Source organism: Aurantibacter crassamenti, assembly GCF_016811105.1.
Lineage (GTDB): Bacteria > Bacteroidota > Bacteroidia > Flavobacteriales > Flavobacteriaceae > Aurantibacter_A > Aurantibacter_A crassamenti.
This window is the reverse complement of the sequence record NZ_JAFBGM010000001.1, coordinates 2,953,977-2,975,915: the sequence shown is the minus strand read 5'-3', so window position 1 is coordinate 2,975,915 and position 21,939 is coordinate 2,953,977. Positions and strand designations below refer to the sequence as shown.

At 34.5% G+C, this 21,939-nt stretch carries 25 protein-coding genes; 17 read left to right on the top strand and 8 right to left on the bottom strand.

Annotated elements, in window-relative coordinates:
* Window positions 1-101: 101 nt before the first annotated feature.
* Window positions 102-455, bottom strand: coding sequence for a 4Fe-4S dicluster domain-containing protein (locus JQC67_RS12215; RefSeq protein ID WP_203253086.1), 354 nt, complete (start codon window positions 453-455; stop codon window positions 102-104).
* Window positions 456-586: 131 nt separating this feature from the next.
* Between JQC67_RS12215 and JQC67_RS12210 the strand changes: the two genes are divergently transcribed.
* From JQC67_RS12210 to JQC67_RS12170, 9 genes are all read left to right on the top strand, one after another.
* On the top strand, window positions 587-1,639 hold the full coding sequence (locus JQC67_RS12210) for an acyl-CoA reductase (RefSeq protein ID WP_203253085.1): 1,053 nt from the start codon (window positions 587-589) through the stop codon (window positions 1,637-1,639).
* A gap of 97 nt (window positions 1,640-1,736) precedes the next feature.
* Window positions 1,737-2,801, top strand: a complete 1,065-nt coding sequence (serC, locus tag JQC67_RS12205) for a 3-phosphoserine/phosphohydroxythreonine transaminase (protein ID WP_203253084.1) — start codon at window positions 1,737-1,739, stop codon at window positions 2,799-2,801.
* A gap of 70 nt (window positions 2,802-2,871) precedes the next feature.
* Complete coding sequence (locus JQC67_RS12200; protein WP_203253083.1) at window positions 2,872-3,822, top strand: D-2-hydroxyacid dehydrogenase; 951 nt, start codon at window positions 2,872-2,874, stop codon at window positions 3,820-3,822.
* 74 nt (window positions 3,823-3,896) lie between these two features.
* The gene (locus tag JQC67_RS12195) at window positions 3,897-4,532 is read left to right on the top strand and encodes a DUF937 domain-containing protein (protein ID WP_203253082.1); all 636 of its coding nucleotides are present in this window, start codon (window positions 3,897-3,899) and stop codon (window positions 4,530-4,532) included.
* Window positions 4,533-4,602: 70 nt separating this feature from the next.
* On the top strand, window positions 4,603-5,064 hold the full coding sequence (locus JQC67_RS12190; RefSeq protein WP_203253081.1) for a DUF6146 family protein: 462 nt from the start codon (window positions 4,603-4,605) through the stop codon (window positions 5,062-5,064).
* Between the two features lie 25 nt (window positions 5,065-5,089).
* A complete protein-coding gene (locus tag JQC67_RS12185) occupies window positions 5,090-5,407 on the top strand; it encodes a DUF6787 family protein (RefSeq protein WP_203253080.1) in 318 nt (105 codons plus the stop codon).
* 17 nt (window positions 5,408-5,424) lie between these two features.
* Window positions 5,425-5,757, top strand: coding sequence for a hypothetical protein (locus JQC67_RS12180; protein WP_203253079.1), 333 nt, complete (start codon window positions 5,425-5,427; stop codon window positions 5,755-5,757).
* A 67-nt stretch (window positions 5,758-5,824) separates the two neighbouring features.
* Window positions 5,825-8,224, top strand: a complete 2,400-nt coding sequence (locus JQC67_RS12175; RefSeq protein WP_203253078.1) for a TonB-dependent receptor — start codon at window positions 5,825-5,827, stop codon at window positions 8,222-8,224.
* 15 nt (window positions 8,225-8,239) lie between these two features.
* Entirely contained in the window at window positions 8,240-8,809 is a 570-nt protein-coding gene (locus JQC67_RS12170; RefSeq protein ID WP_203253077.1) for a type 1 periplasmic binding fold superfamily protein, read from the top strand.
* 16 nt (window positions 8,810-8,825) lie between these two features.
* On the opposite strand, the gene JQC67_RS12165 is transcribed toward JQC67_RS12170, so the two are convergent.
* The 6 genes from JQC67_RS12165 to folE all read right to left on the bottom strand — a co-directional run bounded on the left by JQC67_RS12165 (window position 8,826) and on the right by folE (window position 13,287).
* Window positions 8,826-9,701, bottom strand: a complete 876-nt coding sequence (locus JQC67_RS12165; protein ID WP_203253076.1) for a sterol desaturase family protein — start codon at window positions 9,699-9,701, stop codon at window positions 8,826-8,828.
* Window positions 9,702-9,794: 93 nt separating this feature from the next.
* Complete coding sequence (locus JQC67_RS12160) at window positions 9,795-10,505, bottom strand: endonuclease/exonuclease/phosphatase family protein (RefSeq protein ID WP_203253075.1); 711 nt, start codon at window positions 10,503-10,505, stop codon at window positions 9,795-9,797.
* A 43-nt stretch (window positions 10,506-10,548) separates the two neighbouring features.
* Window positions 10,549-10,986, bottom strand: a complete 438-nt coding sequence (locus tag JQC67_RS12155; protein ID WP_203253074.1) for a monoheme cytochrome C — start codon at window positions 10,984-10,986, stop codon at window positions 10,549-10,551.
* Window positions 10,987-12,213 (bottom strand): sulfite oxidase, encoded by a 1,227-nt coding sequence (locus tag JQC67_RS12150; RefSeq protein WP_203253073.1) that lies wholly within the window; start codon window positions 12,211-12,213, stop codon window positions 10,987-10,989.
* A gap of 58 nt (window positions 12,214-12,271) precedes the next feature.
* The gene (locus tag JQC67_RS12145) at window positions 12,272-12,583 is read right to left on the bottom strand and encodes a hypothetical protein (RefSeq protein WP_203253072.1); all 312 of its coding nucleotides are present in this window, start codon (window positions 12,581-12,583) and stop codon (window positions 12,272-12,274) included.
* Window positions 12,584-12,687: 104 nt separating this feature from the next.
* Window positions 12,688-13,287, bottom strand: coding sequence for a GTP cyclohydrolase I FolE (folE, locus tag JQC67_RS12140; RefSeq protein ID WP_203253071.1), 600 nt, complete (start codon window positions 13,285-13,287; stop codon window positions 12,688-12,690).
* Between the two features lie 153 nt (window positions 13,288-13,440).
* On the opposite strand from folE, the gene JQC67_RS12135 reads away from it, so the two are divergent.
* From JQC67_RS12135 to JQC67_RS12110, 6 genes are all read left to right on the top strand, one after another.
* Window positions 13,441-14,142: an ABC transporter ATP-binding protein gene (locus JQC67_RS12135; RefSeq protein WP_203253070.1), complete on the top strand. Its 702-nt coding sequence runs from the start codon at window positions 13,441-13,443 to the stop codon at window positions 14,140-14,142.
* Window positions 14,142-14,714, top strand: a complete 573-nt coding sequence (locus JQC67_RS12130) for a CPBP family intramembrane glutamic endopeptidase (RefSeq protein WP_203253069.1) — start codon at window positions 14,142-14,144, stop codon at window positions 14,712-14,714. The genes JQC67_RS12135 and JQC67_RS12130 overlap by 1 nt, the downstream gene beginning before the upstream one ends.
* Window positions 14,711-15,475, top strand: coding sequence for a TIGR02757 family protein (locus JQC67_RS12125; RefSeq protein WP_203253068.1), 765 nt, complete (start codon window positions 14,711-14,713; stop codon window positions 15,473-15,475). The genes JQC67_RS12130 and JQC67_RS12125 overlap by 4 nt, the downstream gene beginning before the upstream one ends.
* A gap of 12 nt (window positions 15,476-15,487) precedes the next feature.
* Window positions 15,488-16,339: a sugar phosphate isomerase/epimerase family protein gene (locus JQC67_RS12120; RefSeq protein WP_203253067.1), complete on the top strand. Its 852-nt coding sequence runs from the start codon at window positions 15,488-15,490 to the stop codon at window positions 16,337-16,339.
* Between the two features lie 101 nt (window positions 16,340-16,440).
* Window positions 16,441-17,136 (top strand): SGNH/GDSL hydrolase family protein, encoded by a 696-nt coding sequence (locus JQC67_RS12115; RefSeq protein ID WP_203253066.1) that lies wholly within the window; start codon window positions 16,441-16,443, stop codon window positions 17,134-17,136.
* A gap of 63 nt (window positions 17,137-17,199) precedes the next feature.
* Window positions 17,200-18,912 (top strand): phytoene desaturase family protein, encoded by a 1,713-nt coding sequence (locus tag JQC67_RS12110; protein ID WP_203253065.1) that lies wholly within the window; start codon window positions 17,200-17,202, stop codon window positions 18,910-18,912.
* A gap of 49 nt (window positions 18,913-18,961) precedes the next feature.
* On the opposite strand, the gene JQC67_RS12105 is transcribed toward JQC67_RS12110, so the two are convergent.
* Window positions 18,962-19,786 carry a fumarylacetoacetate hydrolase family protein gene (locus JQC67_RS12105; RefSeq protein ID WP_203253064.1) on the bottom strand — a complete coding sequence of 275 codons (825 nt, stop codon included), beginning with the start codon at window positions 19,784-19,786 and terminating at the stop codon, window positions 18,962-18,964.
* 125 nt (window positions 19,787-19,911) lie between these two features.
* Here JQC67_RS12105 and JQC67_RS12100 point away from each other — a divergent pair, with 125 nt between their 5' ends.
* On the top strand, window positions 19,912-20,718 hold the full coding sequence (locus JQC67_RS12100; protein ID WP_203253063.1) for an SDR family oxidoreductase: 807 nt from the start codon (window positions 19,912-19,914) through the stop codon (window positions 20,716-20,718).
* 12 nt (window positions 20,719-20,730) lie between these two features.
* A complete protein-coding gene (gene uxuA, locus JQC67_RS12095) occupies window positions 20,731-21,939 on the top strand; it encodes a mannonate dehydratase (RefSeq protein ID WP_203253062.1) in 1,209 nt (402 codons plus the stop codon).

The window sequence follows — 21,939 nt, the reverse complement described above, 5'->3', positions numbered from 1 at the left end:
CTAAGTAGAAATTCCCCTTTTTATTTTTAGAGTTTAAAAAAAAAGTATGTTACAACTTAAATTCTTAAGTACAACTATACATTTTTAGTCTATAAACTATTTTATCCCTCAGGATGCATAAATGCCTGCTTTCCAAGTAAAACTTCTTCGCTTTCTACATGGTCTTCATCAGGAATACAACAATCAACTGGGCAAACTGCCGCACATTGTGGTTCTTCATGAAAGCCCATACACTCAGTACATTTGTCAGGTGCAATATAGTAGACCTCGTCACTTATAGGTTCTTGAACATCATCAGCGTTTACAGCCTTTCCATCAGTAAGTACAACGTCTCCTTTTAATGAAGTTCCATCTGAATAACGCCACTCATCTGCTCCTTCATATATTGCTGTATTAGGGCATTCTGGTTCACAGGCCCCGCAATTGATACATTCATCTGTTATTATTATAGCCATAATTTCTATTTCTATGTGCTGAAATTCGCTTTTCAGCAGAATCTTAAAAAGTAGGTAAAATCGATTTCACCTTCTTACTTTTGCATTTTGCAATTACAAAGATAAAGTCTAGAAAGATCTATCGCAAATATATGAACGACCTTAATAAAACAATTATTGCTTTCGCGTCTCTTGGAAGTTTTCTAAGAGCATTTCTCGAGTCAACCGCCAATGAAGATGATTGGTCGCAAAAACTTGAAGAAACTATCATACTCGCTGGGCATAAAAACGGATGGTTTACTAAAGAAAATGTAGTATTAGCTATTGAAAGTTGGGCAGATTTATTAACAGAACAAGAGTTAACAGCTTGGCTCTCAACATACAATAATTCAGAAGTAGATGTAACACCCAAACAGAAAACTGTAGCTATTATCATGGCCGGAAATATTCCGCTGGTAGGGTTTCATGATTTTCTTTCTGTACTAATTACAGGTAATAAAGCACTTGTAAAATTATCAGATAGTGATAAAGTATTAGTACCCTTTTTGGCAAGCTTTTTAATTGAAAAAGAACCTACTTTAAAGGATAAAATTGAATTTAGCGATGGTAAACTAGAGAATTTCGATGTTGTTATTGCCACAGGAAGCAATAACACCTCTCGTTATTTTGAATATTATTTTAGCAAAAAACCCAATATAATTCGGAAAAATAGAAATTCTGTTGCCGTTATAAAGGGTGATGAAACTACTTCGCAATTAGAAGCCTTAGGAAAAGATATTTTTCATTATTACGGATTAGGTTGCCGTTCTGTATCTAAATTATTTGTGCCTAAGAACTATGATTTTGATATTCTGTTCAAGGCAATTTTTCCTTTTGGCGATATTGTAAATCAGAATAAATACGCTAATAATTACGATTATAACAAGGCGGTATATTTAATGAGTAATTTCGCTATTTTAGATAATGGCTTTTTAATTCTTAAGGAAGATAAAAGTTATGGTTCCCCTATTGCATCATTAAATTATGAGTATTATTCTTCTGAAGAATCATTAAAAAAACGGTTGATAGACGATGAAGAACATTTGCAATGTGTTGTAGCATCAAATTTCTTAGACAATGAGATAATTTTTGGTGAAACACAGACGCCAAAACTTAATGATTATGCAGACGGAGTCGATACTATTGCCTTCCTGTTAAAAACATAACATAATTCTTGGTTTAAGCTACCGCAAATTCCTTAGAAATTTAAGACCTTTAGGGTTCTTAAAAAAAATCAAGTAACTGAACTTAATTTAGCATAAAATGCAAAAACATAATTTTAGTGCCGGCCCATGTGTCCTTCCAAAAGAAGTAATGAAGAAAGCTTCTGAAGCTGTAATCGAATTTAATGGATTGGGATTATCCCTAATTGAGATTTCACACCGTAGCAAAGACTTTGTAGAGGTTATGGACAATGCCCGTGCATTAGCCCTAGAATTATTGGGTCTTGAAGGTAAAGGGTACCAAGCCTTATTTTTACAAGGCGGTGCTAGTACTGAATTTTTAATGGTTGCCTATAATCTTCTTGAGAAAAAAGCGGGCTATATAAATACAGGTACTTGGGCTGATAAATCAATAAAAGAAGCCAAATTGTTTGGTGAAGTTGTTGAAGTTGGCTCTTCAAAAGATGAAAATTACAACTATATACCAAAAGGTTATGTTGTACCTAATGATTTAGATTATTTACATCTAACTTCAAATAATACCATTTTTGGAACACAGATTAAAAAGTTTCCTACCGTAAACATGCCCTTAGTTTGTGATATGAGCTCTGATATATTTTCTAGAGTTTTAGATTTTTCACAATTCGATTTAATTTATGCTGGAGCTCAAAAAAATATGGGCCCTGCAGGAACCACTTTGGTTGTAATTAAAGAAGATATTTTAGGTAAAGTTTCGCGCCAAATACCTTCTATGTTAGATTATAAAGTACATATTAGCAAAGACAGTATGTTTAATACGCCTCCTGTTTTTCCTGTATATGTTTCTATGTTAACATTAGAATGGCTTAAAAATCTTGGCGGTATTAGTGCTATTGAAGAAATCAATAACAAAAAAGCACAATTGCTCTATTCTGAGATTGAATTGAATCCGGTTTTTGAAGGATATGCAAAAAAAGAAGACCGTTCTAATATGAATGCTACTTTCACTTTAACTGATGAACGATTGAAAGAGGAATTTGATAAGCTGTGCAAAGAAGCTGGCATCAATGGTTTAAACGGACACCGTTCTGTTGGTGGATACCGTGCATCAATGTACAACGCGCTCTCATTAGAAAGTGTAGGCGTATTAGTTGATGTAATGAGTGAAATGGAAAGAAAAGGATAATTGTTCAATGTTGTCAACTATTAGTTTTTAGAACTGATAGTAGCAGCAAATAACCGTCAATCAAAATAAAATGAAAATATTAGCCAACGACGGCATCTCACAAACAGGTGTAGATGCAATGCAAAATGAAGGTTTTGAAGTATTAACTACCAATGTAGCTCAAGAACAGCTTGTAAATTTTATCAATGAAAACCAAATTGTTGGTTTATTGGTTAGAAGTGCAACTACTGTTCGTAAAGACTTAATTGATAGTTGCCCTTCGCTAAAGTTGATTGGTCGTGGTGGTGTTGGTATGGATAATATTGATGTAACCTATGCTCGAGAAAAGGGCCTACATGTTATAAATACGCCAGCCGCATCTTCTGAGTCTGTTGCTGAGTTGGTTTTTGCACATTTATTTGGCGGTGTTCGCTTTCTATACGATGCAAACCGAAACATGCCTTTAGATGGTGACACTAAATTTAAGCAGCTCAAAAAGAATTATGCAAAAGGTAGTGAGCTAAGAGGTAAAATACTTGGTGTAATTGGTTTTGGTCGTATTGGTCAGGCCACTGCTAAAGTAGCTCTTGGTGTTGGTATGAAGGTTATATATCATGATCCTTTTATGGATGAGGCTTCACTAGCATTGTCATTTTATAATGGACAATCAATTGACTTCAACTTTAAAAGTCTTTCAAAAGAGGATGTTTTGAAAACTGCAGATTTTATAACTCTTCATGTACCTGCTCAAAAAGAATATGTAATTGGTAAATCAGAATTTGATTTAATGAAATCAGGGGCTGCAATTGTAAATGCTGCTCGTGGTGGCGTTCTTGATGAAGTTGCACTTATCAATGCCTTAGAAAGTAATAAATTATCATTTGCGTGTTTAGATGTATTTGAATCTGAGCCAACACCTGAGATGAAAATTTTAATGCACCCAAATATTTCATTAACACCACATATAGGTGCAGCAACAGGTGAAGCACAAGATCGAATTGGCACAGAACTTGCTAATCAAATTACTGCGTTGTTAAAGTAACTTTAGCTGGTACTCAAAGAATGTTATTTATTTTTTTTTGTACATTACGCATACAATTTTAAACACTAATTATAATGTCAGGATTATTAGATTTATTGAGTAGCCCAATGGGTAAACAATTAATAAGCGGTGTGGCAGGTCAAACAGGCCAGTCAACCGATCAAACAGGAAGCGTGCTTAGTATGGCATTACCTGTATTGCTTGGAGCAATGAAAAAAAATGCAGCAACACCAGAAGGTGCTCAAGGATTAATGAGTGCACTTTCTTCTGGAAAACATGACGGCGGAATTTTAGATAATTTAAGTGGCCTTTTTGGCGGCGGTGTAGATCAATCTGTTATGGATGATGGCGCTGGAATTTTAGGTCATATTTTAGGTGGTAAACAACCACAGGTTGAAAATGCATTAAGTTCAAAGTCAGGTATGGACGCTGGCACTATTGGAACAATTCTTAAAGTAGCTGCTCCATTATTAATGGGTTATTTAGGTAAACAAACTAAGCAAAGTAATGTAAGCGATGCTAATGGTATTGGTGACTTATTAGGAAGCGTAATGGGTGGCGGACAATCGGCTAATAAACAACAATCACTTATCGAATCTTTTCTTGATTCAGATGGTGATGGTAGTATCTTAGATGACGTAGCGTCTATGGCTCTAGGTGGAAAAAGTGGAGGAATTGGTGGCCTTTTAGGTGGACTTTTCGGAAAATAAATCTCCAACTCATATATAATACAAAACCGTCTTCCTTTTTTGGTGGACGGTTTTTTTGTATCTTAAAACTATGGAAAAGACTATAAAACTCTTAATGACAACCGCACTAGTAATTTTTGTAATTAGCTGTGGCACCACAAAAAAAGCAGAAAACCTTCCTGATATTTCAGATGAAGAAAAAGCTGTTTTTAGCCAAACAGTCGGCGATACTATTCAAATAGCAAATGAAGAAACAGAATATGAAATAATAATTATTGAACCCGGATTTAATTCTTGGCTTCTAAGCATAGCAAAACCAGAAGGCTATTATTCACAATCATATCTAGAGAATAGAAATCAAATCTATGTTACCAATTGGAATCAAAGAGTATTGCAGCCGCAACAATACAACTCAAGATTATATGAATTGCAAATTGATTATAGTCCACATATTGATTATGGGTATGAAGTAAATTATAAACTATATAATTACTTTATTTACTTTCAAAGAAAATACAGACAGCGTTTAGGTCCATTTTTACCACGTATTTAGATATATTTGCAGCGCAGTAAAAACTATGGAAAAACTAAAAGAACGTTGGGGTGTATCCTCAAATTTTCAACTCATCATCATTTTTATCGTATTCTCAATTACTGGGTCTTCTGCTGTTTTTGTAGCTAAGCCCTTTTTAGAATGGATTGGTTTGAATAGGGAATCATTTGCAAATGCCTGGTTTGGTGGAGCTCTTTACTGGCTGCTACGAATACTTCTGATATTTCCCTTTTATCAAATACTATTAGTAATATACGGATGGCTTTTAGGTCAGTTTAAATTTTTCTGGGAATTTGAGAAGAAAATGTTAAGTCGTATGGGACTTGGGTTTCTATTCAAATAATTGGTTACTTTTGCGCTATGGATAGTTCCAGCACTAATTTTATTAAAAGTATTGTTGCACTTATTTTGGTTGCCGCGCTACAATTGCCTGTTGCTGTAAAATTATCGCATGCTTTATATGAACATGTTGATATCGATTGTGATGATTTGAAAACTGTTCACCTTCATGAAGCAGAATTCAATTGCGAATACCAAAAATTTCATTTCACTACAAAATTTGTAATTACTGAATACAATACCCCTTACAGTATAATTACACCAATAGAAGAAAAGCAATTTTCAAACTATTTTTTCCTAAGTAAATATCAAAAACTTCATTTCTCTTTAAGAGGTCCGCCAACTGACTCCTAGTTCCTACCCCCTATTTATGAGCCTTTAATTTGGCGCATAATTTCTATTTCATTTATACTTATTAATTATGAGAACGTACGCTATCGCGTTGTTCGCAATTATTGCTGCGTGCAACATTAATGCGCAAGACTGCAACTCCATTTTATTAGGTGAAATTATCGACTTTCACGATAATACACCGTTGCATAATGCCACCGTGTTACTTACAGGAACAACGAAATCTGTTGTTACGGGTTTGAATGGTAAATTTCGAATTGAAAACCTATGTGATGGCTATATTGAACTTGAGGTCTATCATGAAGAATGTAAAACGAAATTAATTACCGTTTTAATTGATGGTGATACTTATCAAGAAATAAGTTTAGAACATCATTTAGAAGAACTTGAAGAAGTAAAGATTGTTGGTTCTAGTATTCAGAATAAAACTAATTCAGCATTAGAGCAAACATTAAAACTCGAAACTATTGAACAATATAGTAGCCAAAGTATTGGTGATGCACTTAAAGAAATCAATGGAGTTTCATCATTGAATACCGGTGCTAATATTGTTAAACCATCAATTCATGGTCTAAATGGTAGTAGAGTTCTTGTTCTAAATGATGGTGTTCGAATGCAAGATATGGAATGGGGCGAAGAACATGCACCAAATATTGATATCAATGGTTCTGGCTCAATTGCTGTGATAAAAGGAGCAGCAGCGCTACAATATGGTGGCGATGCAATTGGGGGTGTTATTGTCATTGAGCAACCCAAATTTAAAGAACAAGATACTTTATTTGGTAAAACCGTAATTAATGGTGTTACCAATGGCAGGGGTGGTAATATTAGTTCTGAACTTACAAAGGTTTTTGAAAATGGCTTTTTTATTAAAGGGCAAGGTTCGTTAAAGCGTCTAGGAGATCGAGAAGCTCCAAATTACATTCTCTCTAATACATCTAGTCAAGAAAAGGCCGGTAAAATTAATTTTGGAAAACTATTGTTCAATTGGGGGTTTAATGTAAAGTACTCTTATTTTGAAAGTGATTTAGCAATTTTAAGAGCTTCGCATATTGGTAATGTTGATGACTTAATTCAAAGTATTAACAGCCAAGAACCTGCAATTATCGAATCCTTCACTTATGATATTGAAAGTCCACGACAAGAAGTGGCACATCATATCGGAAGTCTTAATTTCTATAAAAGATTTCAAGGTTTAGGCAAGTTGAATGTGCAATATGATTTTCAAAAAAACAGAAGGTTTGAGTATGACATTCGTGTTGGTGATGATGCAAACAAAGCATCTATTGACCTTGATTTAACCACACATACATTTTCAAGTGACTTTAAATGGGATTCAGAATATAAGTATAAGCTACATACTGGTGTAATGGGGCGGTATCAAGATAATTTTGCAAATCCAGATACCGGTGTGCGAAGATTGATACCTGATTATAAGAAATATGACGTTGGACTATTTCTTATTGGAGAGTATCGTTTTAGCGATAATTTAACTGTAGATGGCGGTTTACGCTATGATTATAATCGTATTGATGCCAAGAAATTCTACCGTACATCGCGGTGGGAAGAACGTGGATATGATGAACAATTTCAGGATATTGTAATTGATGATTTGGGTACACAGTTGCTTACAAACCCAATATTTGATTATCATAACTTATCTGGCACCTTGGGAATGGAATATCAGGTTGATAATTCATCAACTCTTCGATTTAATTATGCTCTTGGCCAACGTGCGCCAAACCCGTCTGAACTTTTTAGCGACGGTTTGCATCACTCAGCGGCTCGAATTGAATTGGGTGATTTGCGAATAAAAAGTGAAACCTCACACAAGTTTTCAGTTTCCAAAGAAGCTGATTATGATTTATGGGCTTATTCGTTTGAACCCTATGTAAATTTTTTAAGTGATTTCATTTTGTTGGAACCAACAGGGGTTGAATTTACGCTTCGAGGGGCATTTCCAGTTTGGTCATACAGGCAAACAACGGCTAGAATTGTAGGCTTTGACGCCTCCATCTATTCTAATTTTTGGAAGAACTGGAGTACAAGTCATAAATTTTCATTGGTGAAAGGCAAAGATTTAGATTTTGACAAGGCCTTGATAAATATTCCTGCAGCTAATTTTCGGAATAAAGTTTCTTTTAATCGACCAAAATGGTCTGATTTTGAAATTTCACTGGAGAGTAATTATGTATTTCGTCAAAATGAATTTCCCGAAGACATTATCGTTTTTTCACCAGAACAACAACAAGATGTTTTATTGCAAATAAATACTACACCCCCAGCCTATCACCTGTTGTCCGCTTACTCAAAAATGCAATTTCCTATTGGACAAAAAAATCAATTGCAAGTAAGTTTAACGGTCAATAATTTATTAAATACAGCGTACCGTGATTATTTAAATCGTCAGCGATATTTCGCCGACGATTTGGGTCGCAATTTTATAGTACAATTTAATTTTAAATACTAAATACAAATAACTAAAATGAGAAAAAAGAACATATTTAACAGCACAATTTTATCGACTACATTCTTAATTGTTTTCACAAGTCTTACTTCTTGCTCAGATGATGATGAAAATCCAGAAGTTGTAAATGAGGAGGAAATTATAACTACCATGAACGTTACTTTATCTGCAAGTGGTGTACCTACAATTACATTACAATCGCAAGATTTAGATGGTGATGGCCCTAATGACCCTGTGGTAGAAGTTTCAGGAAATTTAACTGCAAGTACTGTATATAGTGGTAGTATTGAATTATTAAATGAAACTGAAACTCCAGCTGAAGATATAACGGAAGAGGTTGCAGAAGAAGCAGATGAACATCAATTTATCTTTGTTACTTCTGGCTCAGTTGCGAGTACAGCATATAATGACGAAGATGCTGATGGTAATCCAATTGGAATTGCGTTTACTTTAACTACTGGAGAAGCTGGAACTGGAACACTACAGATTACATTACGTCATGAACCTAAAAAACCGAACGATGGTACCTTAGCTGATGCAGGTGGTGAGACCGACGTTGTTCAAACTTTTACAGTAACTGTAGAATAGTATATTTAAAATTGAACTAGTTTTTGTTTTTACGAAAACCATAAAACAATTGCTTAAGGAAACCCGGTGGTACTTTTTCATCGCCGGGAAATCCTAAAGTTATAGTTCCACTATCTTCAGGAATGTAATTTGTTTTAAATATATAGTCCCAAAGGCTTAAACTTATTCCATAATTAATTCCATTTTTACCTTCCGGAATTTCATAAGCATGATGGTACAAGTGCATTACTGGGTTATTAATAATATACTTTAAGGGTCCCCAACTTAGTTTGATATTTGAATGATTTAGATGACCAATAGAAACAGCAATAAAATGGACTATTATTGCTTGCTCAGGTTCAAAACCACCCAATAACATAACTCCAAGTGTTTTTAAAGGCTTATAAATAACGTTCTCCATCCAGTGGTATCGCATGTGCGCTGCAAATCCCATTTCTTTTACAGAATGATGAATTTGATGAAATTGCCACAGAAATTTATTGGTATGCAATACTATATGTGTCACCCATTGTACAAAATCTAGTACTATAAAAAACAGCAGTAATTGCGCCCAACTGGCCAAAGTTGAAAGATCTATTATGGCGAGGCTATTCATTGTTAGTCCTAAATCAATAAAAAATAATTCTAGAATTTTATAAAAGCCACTTATAACTATTGCGAACACAAAAAAGTTGAAAAACATATAAAAAGCATCCAACCAAAAATCTTTTCTTATAATAGATTGATTTTTTCGCCATGGAAATAAGATTTCTAAACCATAAACAATTAGTGAAATGACTACAATTCCCCAGAAAAAATTGGTATACCACGGCACCTCAAAAAGAATTGACTTCAATGTCCAATTAAAACTTCCTGAAATTGAAGCGATAAATCCGTCAACATATTTTTCCAAAACCGTGAGTATTATTTGTTAGAATTTTTGTCACTAAACAGCATAAAAACTTACAATCTAATACGTTTATTGTAATCATTAAATTTCAAAATATTAGTTGTCAAAGGTGCAAATTATTGGCAGATGGTCACTTATTTTTATCCATTTATTTACTTCTCCAATTTCCAATTGTATTAAACGATTTACAAATTTTAAACTTGTAAAAACATAGTCAATATGATATGCCTTTTCTATTTTGCGTTGAAGAAAAAATGTTGGTTTAGATTCTTCTCCCTGCTTTTCATTTGAATATTGGTGATATAAACTTGTAATTCCAATTTCATTTAATTCAGAAACAACATCTGAGTGATTCCACCATCTATCCCATTTGTCCCAATTTTTATTACTGTTAAAATCACCAATAACGAAGCAATTTTTTAATCTTGATTTGTTAATTTGAAGATACTTCCATAGTTGTCCGATGTATCCAAATGTTGGTGAATTATTGTTGTGAGTCCATACAGCTAATAAAATAAAATCACTATTTACAGAACAAGGTAAAAAGTGCTTTACCTTGTGATTTTGATAAGTATCGGACCAATCAAGTTTTTCTAAAGTTATGTTCGACTTAGCAAAAATTCCAATTCCTCTATTTTTATTATCTCCTATCCAAAGATAATTTGATGCCCATTCAGAATAATCCTTATGCTTAGCTTTTGCTGGGTTTTCACATTCTTGAATAATGTATATGTCAGCTTTGTAGAAATCTAAATATTCTATTTTGTTCCTTAATGCGCCATTGCAATTCCAAGTAAGTATTTTCAAGTAAGTATTTTTTGATGTGTGACAGCTAAGAATTATAATAAATCTACTTTAAAGCATACCACTCTATATCTTTTAAGGCAGGCCTTCGCCCGGTATCTTCAGGGGCATAATTTTTAGCGAGGTAATTCAAAATGATAGCTTCATTGTCACCAAGGTCCCATAAATTTTGTGACTCTTGCATCCACCGAATAGTGGCCAACCACCCTTCCTTTGTCATTTTATTTTGCGTTACCAATTCTGCAGCGTGACATGTAGTGCAATTATTTATAACGGTTTGCACGCCTTCATCTTCAATAAACCCTGAATGATTAATATCAGATTCTAAATTTTCACTTGGATCATCACCTATTTCTGATGTTTCTTCAGTCGGCCCACCAAAATACAATGCAATTATTCCAGCAATTAAAGCAATTGCACAAATCACAATTAAGAATCGATAGCTTTTTCTAATCCGTTTTTCGGTGGTGTTTTTATCACTCATCTAAGCTATTTTTATTGCAATTCTATGACTAGCATTGTTTAAATACCCTTTAGGGTTCCAACCTGGTAAAAGCATGGGTTGACTTTTACCTTGAGAATCTGTGGCTCGCGCCCAAACTTCATAGTATCCTTTTTGAGGAAATTCTATCGCTGCAGCAAAATGTTGCCATGCAAGGCGGTTGACTGGTTTTTCTAAAGTACATAAATGCCAGGTGCTTCCAAAATCTATTGAGTATTCCATTTTTGACACTTCAAGCTCACCGGCCCATGCATGACCGCGAATATTTAATTTTTGCCCTTCAGACAAAATTGCACCTGTTTTGGGATAAGTAATTAAAGATTTTACAGGCATCGATTCAATGATGCACATATCTTCGTCTTTTACTTTTTCACCCGGTGCTACTGGTTTACATGGCACGCGATAAGAGCTACCCCCCATTTTTGCACCATCATGAATTATATTTCTTATACTAATTCTTTTTAGCCATTTTCCAGAAACTGAGGCTGGCCATCCACCTGCTATTAAGCGTAACGGAAAACCATGGGCAAGCGGAATTGCCTCACCATTCATTTCAAAAGCCAATAGAGTTTCTTCTTGCATTGCTTTTGCAATTGGTGCTCCTCTTGAAATAGGTTCCTTTTCGGGATCTCTACTTAAATGCACATCGGCTGCGTGATAACCAATATATTTTGCATCGTCTTTTATTCCAACATCAGCTAAAACATCTTTTAAACGAACTCCCGTCCATGTAGCACAAGAAACCGCACCAATCGTCCATTGATTCCCTTTTGCTGGTGGGTTGAATTCGCTTCGACCATTACCGCCACATTCTAGTGTTAGCTGATACGAATATTGCTTAAACTTTGATTTTAATTCAGCTAAAGTATAGGTTTTGGTGTTTTTTACCGATTCTCCATCAAAAGTTAAGGTCCAACTTTCAGCATCTATATTTTCCGGAATCAAACCATTATTACGAATGAACATAAATTTATTTGGAGTAACCTTATCGTCTAATAAATGTGCTTTCGCTTCTATATTCCATGGCTTACTATTAAGCACAGTCATATCAGCATCTTTATGAAATAACTTAAAGGGGTCTGGATCTTGCAGTGCTAATGGTTTATAGTTTTTTGGCATTAACTCACCATAAACAATATCTGCACCTATTACGGTTGCTAAAGAACCCAAAGTGGCTTTCTTTAGAAAGTTTCTACGTTTAAAATTCATAGCATAAATTTAGCAAATTTTTATGCGTATGATAGTAGACTAAGCGTTGTTTTTGATATTAATCAGGATCAATATCAATGATTTTTTTCTTTTGTTTTGCATTCTTGAATACGTACGTATAAAACCACATTATTGTAAAGGTTGGTAATATATCAAGTCCTGGCATTAGCTCCTCCAAAAAAGTAATTGCACCAGCAGTTTGCCCTGCTTTACCTTTATACATACGGGTCATAATCCAAGCAGAAATTGGTGCCCAAATAATATCTGAAAAAGCACCGATACCGGGAATAAAATAGGAAGCCATACCCACAGCATCTAATAATAAACCAAGAAATAGGTTGCGTGTTTTGTTGTCTTTTTCTTTTGACATAAATCTAAAGTTAGTGTTCAAAACAAATAAAAGCAAATAAGATGCCAGAATATTATGTATTGAAAACTATGCTTTTAACCTCGGTATTAAAACTGATCTAAACTTTACGACAAGTCCGAACTTATTAATTTCAAAAACTCGTTACGTGTTTCTATCTTCTCAAATTGACCACGAAAGCCAGAAGTTGTAGTTACTGAATTCTGCTTTTGAACACCACGCATCATCATACACATGTGTGAAGCTTCAATAACAACTGCTACTCCCTGTGGTTTTAAAGTAGTATTAATACATTCCAAAATATCATGAGTTAAGCGTTCTTGTACCTGTAGCCTTCGAGCGAAAACGTCAACGATTCTTGGAATTTTACTTAACCCAACAATTTGTCCATTCGGAATATACGCTATATGAGCTTTTCCAAAGAATGGTAACATATGATGCTCACAAAGCGAATAAACTTCAATATCTTTTATAATTACCATGTCATCGTATTCTTCTTTAAACATGGCGCCCTTTAGAATCTCAACAGGATCTTGCTCATAACCTTGCGTTAAAAATAACATAGCTTTTGCCGCTCGCTCTGGAGTTTTCAATAAACCTTCTCTGGTAACATCTTCACCTAACTCATCAATTATCTTTGAAAAACGATCTTTGATTTCATTAGTAGCTTCTATATTGTATTCTTCAAAATTCCTGTACTGAGCCATTTAATCTCTTTAGATGATTAACTATACCTATGTTAAAACGAATATGTCGTGTAATTCGTGACTAAATTACAATAATTAAAAGAAGTTTGTAGCGAACACAAATTTTGCTATGTCTACCACTTTCAGTACTTTCAAAACTTAAAATTTCTATGGATGATTAAAGCTTCAAACATTCAAAAATACTACGGCAAACTTCAAGTACTGAAAGGTGTTGATTTGCATATAAAATCTGGAGAAATAGTTTCAGTAGTTGGTGCTTCTGGTGCCGGAAAAACTACGCTACTTCAAATTTTAGGTACGCTAGACAAGCAATCGAATGAAAAGGAAAGCACACTGGTTTTAAACAATATTGAAGTTACTAATTTAAAAGAAAAAGAACTCGCACGTTTTAGAAATGAACACATCGGATTTATTTTTCAGTTTCATCAGTTATTACCTGAATTTACTGCGCTCGAAAATGTATGCATTCCTGCATTTATAAAAGGCACTTCAAAGGCTGATGCCGAAAAAAGAGCACTTGAATTGCTATCTTTTTTAGGACTGTCAGAGCGTACAAATCATAAACCCAACGAACTATCTGGTGGTGAACAACAACGTGTAGCCGTTGCTAGGGCTTTGATAAATAATCCATCAATTATTTATGCCGATGAGCCCAGTGGTAATTTAGATACTGAAAGCGCTGATAATTTACATAAACTCTTTTTTGAATTGCGTGATAAATTTGGCCAGACCTTTGTGATTGTAACACACAATGCTGAATTGGCAGATTTAGCCGACCGAAAACTAACCATGGTTGATGGCCTAATCACAAATACTGATACTGCGGTTGTAGAAACTATTTCAGACAACATATAATGTCTGAAATTGTAGATAGTCTTTTGCTATTTTTGAAAAAACCAGTTTTTGAAGAAGATCAAAATACTGATATCAATTATCGTAAAAAGGTTTTTTTTAAAATATTAATTTATGCTCTTGTAGTTAATATTGGCTTAAGTTTAGTCATCGGATTATTGGAACCTGTTTTTGGTTTTGATTTAGGCAAGCATGCAATTGGTGATGCTTTAGAAAAATATTCGTTGCCTTTTTTATGTTTCGCTGCTGTAGTTTTAGCTCCGGTAAGCGAAGAGCTATTATTTAGAGGACCTATGATTTTTTTTAAGGATAAACCATACTTCAAATTTATCTTCTGGGCTTTAACTTTAGTATTCGGGTTTTATCATATCACTAACTTTGAAATCACAACCACTATTTTGATATTAGCACCTCTACTGGTATTACCTCAAATAGTTGTTGGTGCCATGTTGGGTTTTATTCGCGTACGCTTAGGCTTGCTATGGGCAATTGGGTTACACGCCACATATAATCTTATTCTTTTAGGGCCGCTCTTATTGGCAACTGCATTAGATTTACCAATTCCTACAGAATGAATCAAAAAGAACTCAAAGAATTTTTAGACGCAAAGGTTGTACAATATAATATGCCATCCTTTTTAGAGAGCGATCCAATACAAATTCCACATCAGTTTTCTAAAAAAGAAGATATTGAAATTAGTGCTTTTTTAACTGCAACAATTGCTTGGGGCAATAGAAAGAGCATCATTACGAATGCAAATCGACTCATGCAAATGTTAGGTAATTCACCGCATGATTTTATCATGAATCATGAGCAATCTGATTTAGCAAAAATTCAAGGTTTCGTGCATCGTACGTTTAATGAACAAGATCTTGCCTACTTTATTCATAGCCTTAAAAATATTTACACCAACCATAAAGGCCTAGAAACAGCTTTTAGTCTAAATTCTGAACCGAGTTCAATGCAGACAGCAATTTCAAAATTCAAAGAAATATTTTTTGAATTACCACATCAGTCTAGAACTACCAAACATGTTGGTGACCCCTTAAAAGGGTCAGCAGCAAAACGACTGAATATGTTTTTGCGTTGGATGGTTCGCGATAATTCAACTAATGTAGATTTCGGTATATGGAAAAGTATTCAACCCTCACAGTTATCATGCCCATTAGATGTTCATTCAGGCAATGTAGCTAGAAAATTAAATTTATTAAAGCGAAAACAAAATGATGCTAAAGCATTAGCCGAACTAGATACTAACCTAAGAAAATTAGATCCAATAGATCCTGTAAAATATGATTTTGCATTATTCGGTCTCGGGGTTTTTGAGAATTTTTAAACATACTGCTTTATGAAAAAACTAATTTCAACACTTACGGTAATCTTACTGTTATTTGCTTCATGCAAATCAAATTCAAAGATTTCAAAAATAGACACTGATAAAATTTATGCTTGGTGCATAGTACCTTATGATAGTTTAAAAAGATCACCAAAGCAGCGAATTGAAATGCTAAAAGAACTGGGCATTGGCAAGTATGCCTATGATTGGAGGGATGAGCATCTTCCTCAAATGGCTGAAGAACTTCAATTAGCAAAGAAGAATAATGTAGATATTATTTCTGTTTGGCTATGGATTGATAATAATTCAAACACGATTGAAAAATTAAGTGATTCAAATGAAAAGCTATTCGATGTCGTTAAAGAAGTTGGCTATAAAGGACAATTTTGGGTTAGTTTTAACGCCAATTTTTTTGAAGGTTTGTCCGATGCTGAAGCAGTAGAAAAAGGGGCTAAAATGATTGCTTTTTTAAGTAAAAAAGCTGCCGCCTTAAATTGTAAAGTAGCATTGTATAATCATGGTGATTGGTTTGGTGAGCCAGAAAATCAAATAAAAATTATTAAAGCCTTACCCAATGAAGATTTAGGATTGATTTATAATTTTCATCATGCACATCATCAGATAGATTCATTTCCGAATTTAGTAAATACAATGTTGCCTTATTTATGGAGTGTAAACTTAAATGGATTAAGAAAAGGTGGTCCTAAAATACTAACAATTGGAGACGGTGATTATGAAATGAAAATGATTGATCAATTAATAGAAAATGGTTATAAAGGGGATTTCGGTATTCTTGGTCATGTTGAGATTGCTGACGTAAAAGAAGTATTAAGTGCAAACTTAGAAGGATTAAAAAAGTATTAATGCAAAATAATTTCTTTAAAACTCACTATACTTTCTAATTATTTAATAAGTAATCAGTAATTTGTGACAATCAACTTATCAAATTAAATCACACGATAATAATGAAAAATTTTAAAAAGAGTTTGTTGGCTATTGTCCTTACTTTAACTTTGGTTTCTACTTCACAGGCGCAAGATGATTGGGCCAATCTTAAAAAATTTCAAGAAAATAATATGACAATTGGTGCTCCATCTGTTTATGAAAATAGAGTTGTTTTTATGGGAAATTCAATAACAATTGGATGGATAAATTCTCGCCCAGAATTTTTTAAAGACAAGCCATTTATCAATCGTGGTATTAGCGGACAAACAACACCACAAATGTTGTTGCGATTTCGACAAGATGTAATTGATTTAAAACCGAAAGTGGTTGTTATTCTAGCTGGCACTAACGACATTGCAGGTAATACGGGTCCGATGACTTTAGAGCAGATTCTAGATAATATTAAGACCATGTGTGAAGCAGCTGAAGCAAATAATATTAAGGTTGTATTATCCTCAGTACTTCCAGCTTTTGATTATCCTTGGAGACCAGGTCTAAAACCGAACGAAAAAATTCCGGCACTTAATAAAATGATTGCTGCTTATGCGAAGGAAAGCGGACATGTTTACTTAGATTATTTTTCTGCAATGGCTGATGAACGAAATGGTTTACCGAAAAAGTACGCTAATGATGAAGTACATCCTACTCCTGAAGGCTACTCGGTTATGGAGCCTATGGTTGAAAAAGCTATAGCTACCGCATTGACAAAAAACTAGGTATTTCTTTAAATCGAAGTTCAATTTAACTTCAATCTTCTAAACTGAGGTGTAACTATATTTATGAATGAGAACCAAAATAGTAGAGCTGAAGTTTCTTCAAAGGCAATCAAATGGGATACCATTATCATTGGTGCTGGAGCTGGTGGATTAGCCACTGCCATTTGTCTTTCAAAAGCAGGCCAAAAAGTATTGGTGCTTGAAAAGCATGATGTACCAGGGGGCTGGTGTCATAGCTTTTATTTAGACGGACACCGTTTTACACCTGGTGTGCATTACGTGGGATTACTTGAAGAAGGTGAAACTACCAATAATTTGTACAGAGGATTAGGTATCGCAAATGATTTGACTTTCTTTCGTATGAATCCTAATGCCTATGAACATTGTTGGTTGGGTGAAGAACGCTTTGATTTTCCGAATAATTTTGACCTTCTAATAGAACGCCTACAAGAAAAATTTCCGAAGGAAAAAAAGAATATTCATACCTATTTAAATCTCATTAAAACTGTAAGCGAAGAAGTTCAAATGATACCCCATATTAAAGGTTTTTGGAATAAACTATTTATGCCATACAAGACCAGACATATGGGCAAACATGCGCCGTTCACATTAAATAAAATTATTAATAGGCATATTAAAGACCCATTATTAAAGCGGATTTTAAATATTCAGTGTGGTGATCATGCGCTAGCTCCTGATAAAGTTAGTTTTCTTATGCATGCAGGTCTAATGACACATTATTTTAGTGGGGGCTTTTACCCAATGGGCGGCGGTGGTGCATTAATTAAATCAATGACCAATGCCATTAAAAAACATAATGGTGAAGTGTGGACGCAAAGTGGTGTACAGAAAATTCTCATTGATAAAGGAAGCGACAAAAAAGCAATAGGTGTTGAACTTGAAGATGGTAGCAAACTGTATGCAAATCAAATTGTTTCAAATGCAGATCCTGAAATCACCTATAAAAAATTAATTGGTGAGCAATATCTGAGTAAAAAATTATTAAAGAAACTCAACAAAACAAAATACTCGTGCACCTCATTAATGCTGTTTATGACGGTAGATTATGATTTACGCAAAGCGGGATTAGATTCTGGTAATATATGGAAAATGCCGAACCGTGATGAGAATGCCTTCTATGCCGAAATGATGAAATCTGATCTTTCGAATAATAATGCTTTTGAGGGTATGTTTATAAGTTGCACTTCGTTAAAAGACCCATCAAGTTATGATGGTAAGTATCATACTTTAGAAGCTATTACTTTAGTAGACTATACGCCTTTTGAAAAGTTTAAAAATGAAAGTGAACAACGCTCACAAGAGTATTTAGATTTCAAAGAATTGTTGACTAAAAAAATGCTCAAGGGATTAGAAGAAGTAGTTCCAGGAATTTCAAAACATATTGTTCAATTAGAATTAGGTACACCAATAACTAATGAATATTATGTTAATACCACACGCGGTAGTATTTATGGTACAGAAAAAAGCATTTGGAATATAGGTCCCTTTGCCTTTAAAAGTAAAAGCGAAATTCAAAACCTATATCTCTGTGGATCAAGTGTGCTTTCTCATGGTGTAGCAGGTGCATCACATTCAGGTGTTGATACAGCAGCTAAAATATTAGGATGTACCTCAAAAGATCTTATTACACCTGATGATTCGCAAAAAATACAACTTTTTGATGCTGAAGATGATTCAGACTACCCTGAATGGCTGGTTAAAAAAATAAATTTGAAAAGAACTAGGGCTGAAGCAAAAGAAAAACTAGCAACATAAAACAGTGTTACTAGTTTGCCTCTTGTACCCAGGTTTTTAAAGTAGAACACTACTGCCCTACTGTATTCACAAGGGTTCCAATATTATCAATAGTAATATGTACTTCATCACCAATATGTAAAGTAAATTCATCTGGTGGTATGATACCTGTACCTGTCATTAAAAAGCATCCTTTAGGAAAATTACATTCTCTAAATAGATACCCTACAAGATCCGTTAATTTACGTTTCATGTTACTTAATGGAATTTCACCTTTAAAAGCAGTTGCTCCATTTCTAAATATCTCAAGGGTAATTAATGACGCTGGATCAATAGGTTCTTTTGATAAATAAATACAAGGCCCTAGTGCAGCACAGGCTTCATAGGTTTTTGCTTGTGGTAGATATAAAGGGTTCTCCCCTTCTATATCTCTTGAACTCATGTCATTTCCGATAGTATATCCTTCAATAGTACCTTCTGAGCTTAGTAGCAATGCCAATTCAGGCTCTGGTACATTCCATTTTGAGTCCTTACGGATTCTTACGGTTCCGTTTGGCCCTACAGTTCTAGCTGCTGTGGCTTTGAAAAAAAGTTCTGGGCGATCTGCGTCATAAACACGATCGTAAAAAGTGCCTCCACCAGCATCTTTAGATTCTTCCATCCTAGCATCTCTACTTCTCATGTATGTAACACCTGAGGCCCAAATTTCTTGATTTTCAATAGGTGCTTGTATTGAACTTGGTCCATCACAACTCTCCCAATTGTTTACCTCATTTAAAAGAATATCATAGAGATTTGTTCTATTTATAAAAGCATCCCAATTATCTGTCTCTTTTTGAAAAAATTTATTATTCAATTCAATGCATACTCCGTTGTTGGTCTTATAAAGTTTCATGGACTATTTTACTTATTATTAAGTTATAAATGTAGCAATTTAAATATTTCAGATGAAGTCAAAGGCATTAAAATAACTATATAAATCTAATATATTGCCTATATTTCGACCTTAAAAAATAATTTATGAGTGATCAATTTAGTTTGAAAGGCAAAGTTGCTATTATTACAGGTGCCAGTGGCACCTTAGCCGGTTCTGTTGCCAAATGTCTTTCAAATGCAGGAGTTAAACTCGCATTACTTTCGCGCAGTAAATCTTCAGTAACCGATTTAATTGAATCATTACCTAACGAAGCTGTGGCATTTGAATCTGATGTTCTTTCTGAAGAGCGCTTAAAATCTACACGAGCTGAAATTTTAGAAAAATTTGGTAGTATTGACATCCTATTAAATGTTGCCGGTGGAAACCTACCTGGGGCTACTATTCCTGACGACAAAACTATATTTGACTTAGACATGTCTGACTTTCAAAAAGTTAATGAGTTAAATTTAAACGGTACTGTTTTACCTTCAATTGTTTTCGGGAAAGCAATGGCTGATAACAAAAAAGGGGTGATTATTAATTATTCATCAATGGCTGTTGAACAAGCAATAACAAGAGTGCCTGGTTATTCTGCTTCAAAAGCTGCAATGGAAAATTTTACCCGTTGGATGGCTGTTGAAATGGCTATAAAATTTGGAGACGGTATTCGTGTAAACGCTATTGCACCTGGTTTTTTTATTGCAAAACAGAATAAAGCCGTTTTAATCAATGAAGATGGATCCTACACAAAAAGAGGTGAAGCTGTTATTAGAAACACGCCAATGCGAAGATTTGGTGAAACTGATGAATTAAACGGTGCTATACATTTCTTATGTAGTGATGCAGCAAAATTTGTAACAGGCGTTGTTTTACCAGTTGATGGTGGCTTTAGTGCATTTAGCGGCGTATAAAATCTAAAACTTATGAGAATGCTACATACATGGCGTTGGTATGGACCAACGGATCCGGTGAGCTTGCAAGATGTTAAACAAGCTGGTGCTGAGGGCGTAGTTTCAGCGCTACATCATATACCAACGGGTGAAATTTGGTCTGTTGATGAAATTTTACACCGCAAACAAACCATAGAAGCTGCTGGGCTTAAATGGTCTGTAGTTGAATCATTACCGATTCATGAGGATATTAAAATTAGAAAAGGCAACTATCAAACCTATATTGACAACTATAAAATTAGCATAGAGAATTTGGCAAAATGCGATATTCGTGTTGTGTGCTATAATTTTATGCCAGTTTTAGATTGGACACGTACAAATCTGTTTCTTGAAATGGAAGATGGGTCTAAGGCATTAGCGTTTCAATTCAGTGCTTTGGCTGCCTTTGATCTTTTCATGCTGCAGCGGCCAGATGCTGAAAAAAGTTATTCTACTTCTCAAATTGAAGATGCTAAAAGTACTTTTGAGGGAATGTCAGAAATTGATAAAAAGGATTTAGTAAAAACCATAATTGCTGGATTACCGGGTTCTGCAGATGGTTATCCAATGCGTGAAGATGGTTATGATTTAAGCCTGTTTCAAGCCAAATTAGATGATTATGCTGATATTGGAGAAACAGAGATGCGGCAACATTTAGTCGCTTTTCTATCTGAAGTAATTCCGACTGCAGATGACACCGGAGTGGTACTGTGTATTCACCCAGATGACCCACCGTTTGCCATTTTAGGCTTACCACGTATTATGTGTACTGAAGCTGATTACGCTCATATATTTGAAAATGTTCCGTCTATTAGTAATGGAATTACACTTTGTACAGGTTCACTTGGTGCAAGAGCGGATAATAATCTTTTACATATTGTTGAGCGTTTTGCTGAACGACTACATTTCTTGCATTTGCGAAGTACAAAACGTGACGGCAATGGTAATTTCTATGAAGCCAATCATTTAGAAGGTGATGTAGATATGTATGGCATAGTAAAAAGGGTTTTGATTGAGCAACAACGACGTAAACAAGAAGGCAGGTCTGATTGGCAAATACCAATGCGGCCTGATCACGGACATCTTATGCTTGATGATCTTAGAAAACATACGAATCCTGGGTATTCTGCTATAGGTCGATTACGTGGACTTGCAGAATTACGTGGTTTAGAAATTGGAATTGCTAAGTCGTTATTTGAATAA

Coding starts and splice junctions, on each gene's coding strand:
- JQC67_RS12195 (WP_203253082.1), top strand. CDS start 3,897: ATGTCAGGATTATTAGATTTATTGAGTAGCCCAATGGGTAAACAATTA.
- serC (WP_203253084.1), top strand. CDS start 1,737: ATGCAAAAACATAATTTTAGTGCCGGCCCATGTGTCCTTCCAAAAGAA.
- JQC67_RS12185 (WP_203253080.1), top strand. CDS start 5,090: ATGGAAAAACTAAAAGAACGTTGGGGTGTATCCTCAAATTTTCAACTC.
- JQC67_RS12155 (WP_203253074.1), bottom strand. CDS start 10,986: ATGAGTGATAAAAACACCACCGAAAAACGGATTAGAAAAAGCTATCGA.
- JQC67_RS12130 (WP_203253069.1), top strand. CDS start 14,142: ATGTCTGAAATTGTAGATAGTCTTTTGCTATTTTTGAAAAAACCAGTT.
- JQC67_RS12105 (WP_203253064.1), bottom strand. CDS start 19,786: ATGAAACTTTATAAGACCAACAACGGAGTATGCATTGAATTGAATAAT.
- JQC67_RS12115 (WP_203253066.1), top strand. CDS start 16,441: ATGAAAAATTTTAAAAAGAGTTTGTTGGCTATTGTCCTTACTTTAACT.
- JQC67_RS12215 (WP_203253086.1), bottom strand. CDS start 455: ATGGCTATAATAATAACAGATGAATGTATCAATTGCGGGGCCTGTGAA.
- JQC67_RS12150 (WP_203253073.1), bottom strand. CDS start 12,213: ATGAATTTTAAACGTAGAAACTTTCTAAAGAAAGCCACTTTGGGTTCT.
- JQC67_RS12125 (WP_203253068.1), top strand. CDS start 14,711: ATGAATCAAAAAGAACTCAAAGAATTTTTAGACGCAAAGGTTGTACAA.
- JQC67_RS12100 (WP_203253063.1), top strand. CDS start 19,912: ATGAGTGATCAATTTAGTTTGAAAGGCAAAGTTGCTATTATTACAGGT.
- uxuA (WP_203253062.1), top strand. CDS start 20,731: ATGAGAATGCTACATACATGGCGTTGGTATGGACCAACGGATCCGGTG.
- JQC67_RS12210 (WP_203253085.1), top strand. CDS start 587: ATGAACGACCTTAATAAAACAATTATTGCTTTCGCGTCTCTTGGAAGT.
- JQC67_RS12190 (WP_203253081.1), top strand. CDS start 4,603: ATGGAAAAGACTATAAAACTCTTAATGACAACCGCACTAGTAATTTTT.
- JQC67_RS12200 (WP_203253083.1), top strand. CDS start 2,872: ATGAAAATATTAGCCAACGACGGCATCTCACAAACAGGTGTAGATGCA.
- JQC67_RS12135 (WP_203253070.1), top strand. CDS start 13,441: ATGATTAAAGCTTCAAACATTCAAAAATACTACGGCAAACTTCAAGTA.
- JQC67_RS12145 (WP_203253072.1), bottom strand. CDS start 12,583: ATGTCAAAAGAAAAAGACAACAAAACACGCAACCTATTTCTTGGTTTA.
- JQC67_RS12120 (WP_203253067.1), top strand. CDS start 15,488: ATGAAAAAACTAATTTCAACACTTACGGTAATCTTACTGTTATTTGCT.
- JQC67_RS12175 (WP_203253078.1), top strand. CDS start 5,825: ATGAGAACGTACGCTATCGCGTTGTTCGCAATTATTGCTGCGTGCAAC.
- JQC67_RS12110 (WP_203253065.1), top strand. CDS start 17,200: ATGAATGAGAACCAAAATAGTAGAGCTGAAGTTTCTTCAAAGGCAATC.
- JQC67_RS12170 (WP_203253077.1), top strand. CDS start 8,240: ATGAGAAAAAAGAACATATTTAACAGCACAATTTTATCGACTACATTC.
- JQC67_RS12180 (WP_203253079.1), top strand. CDS start 5,425: ATGGATAGTTCCAGCACTAATTTTATTAAAAGTATTGTTGCACTTATT.
- folE (WP_203253071.1), bottom strand. CDS start 13,287: ATGGCTCAGTACAGGAATTTTGAAGAATACAATATAGAAGCTACTAAT.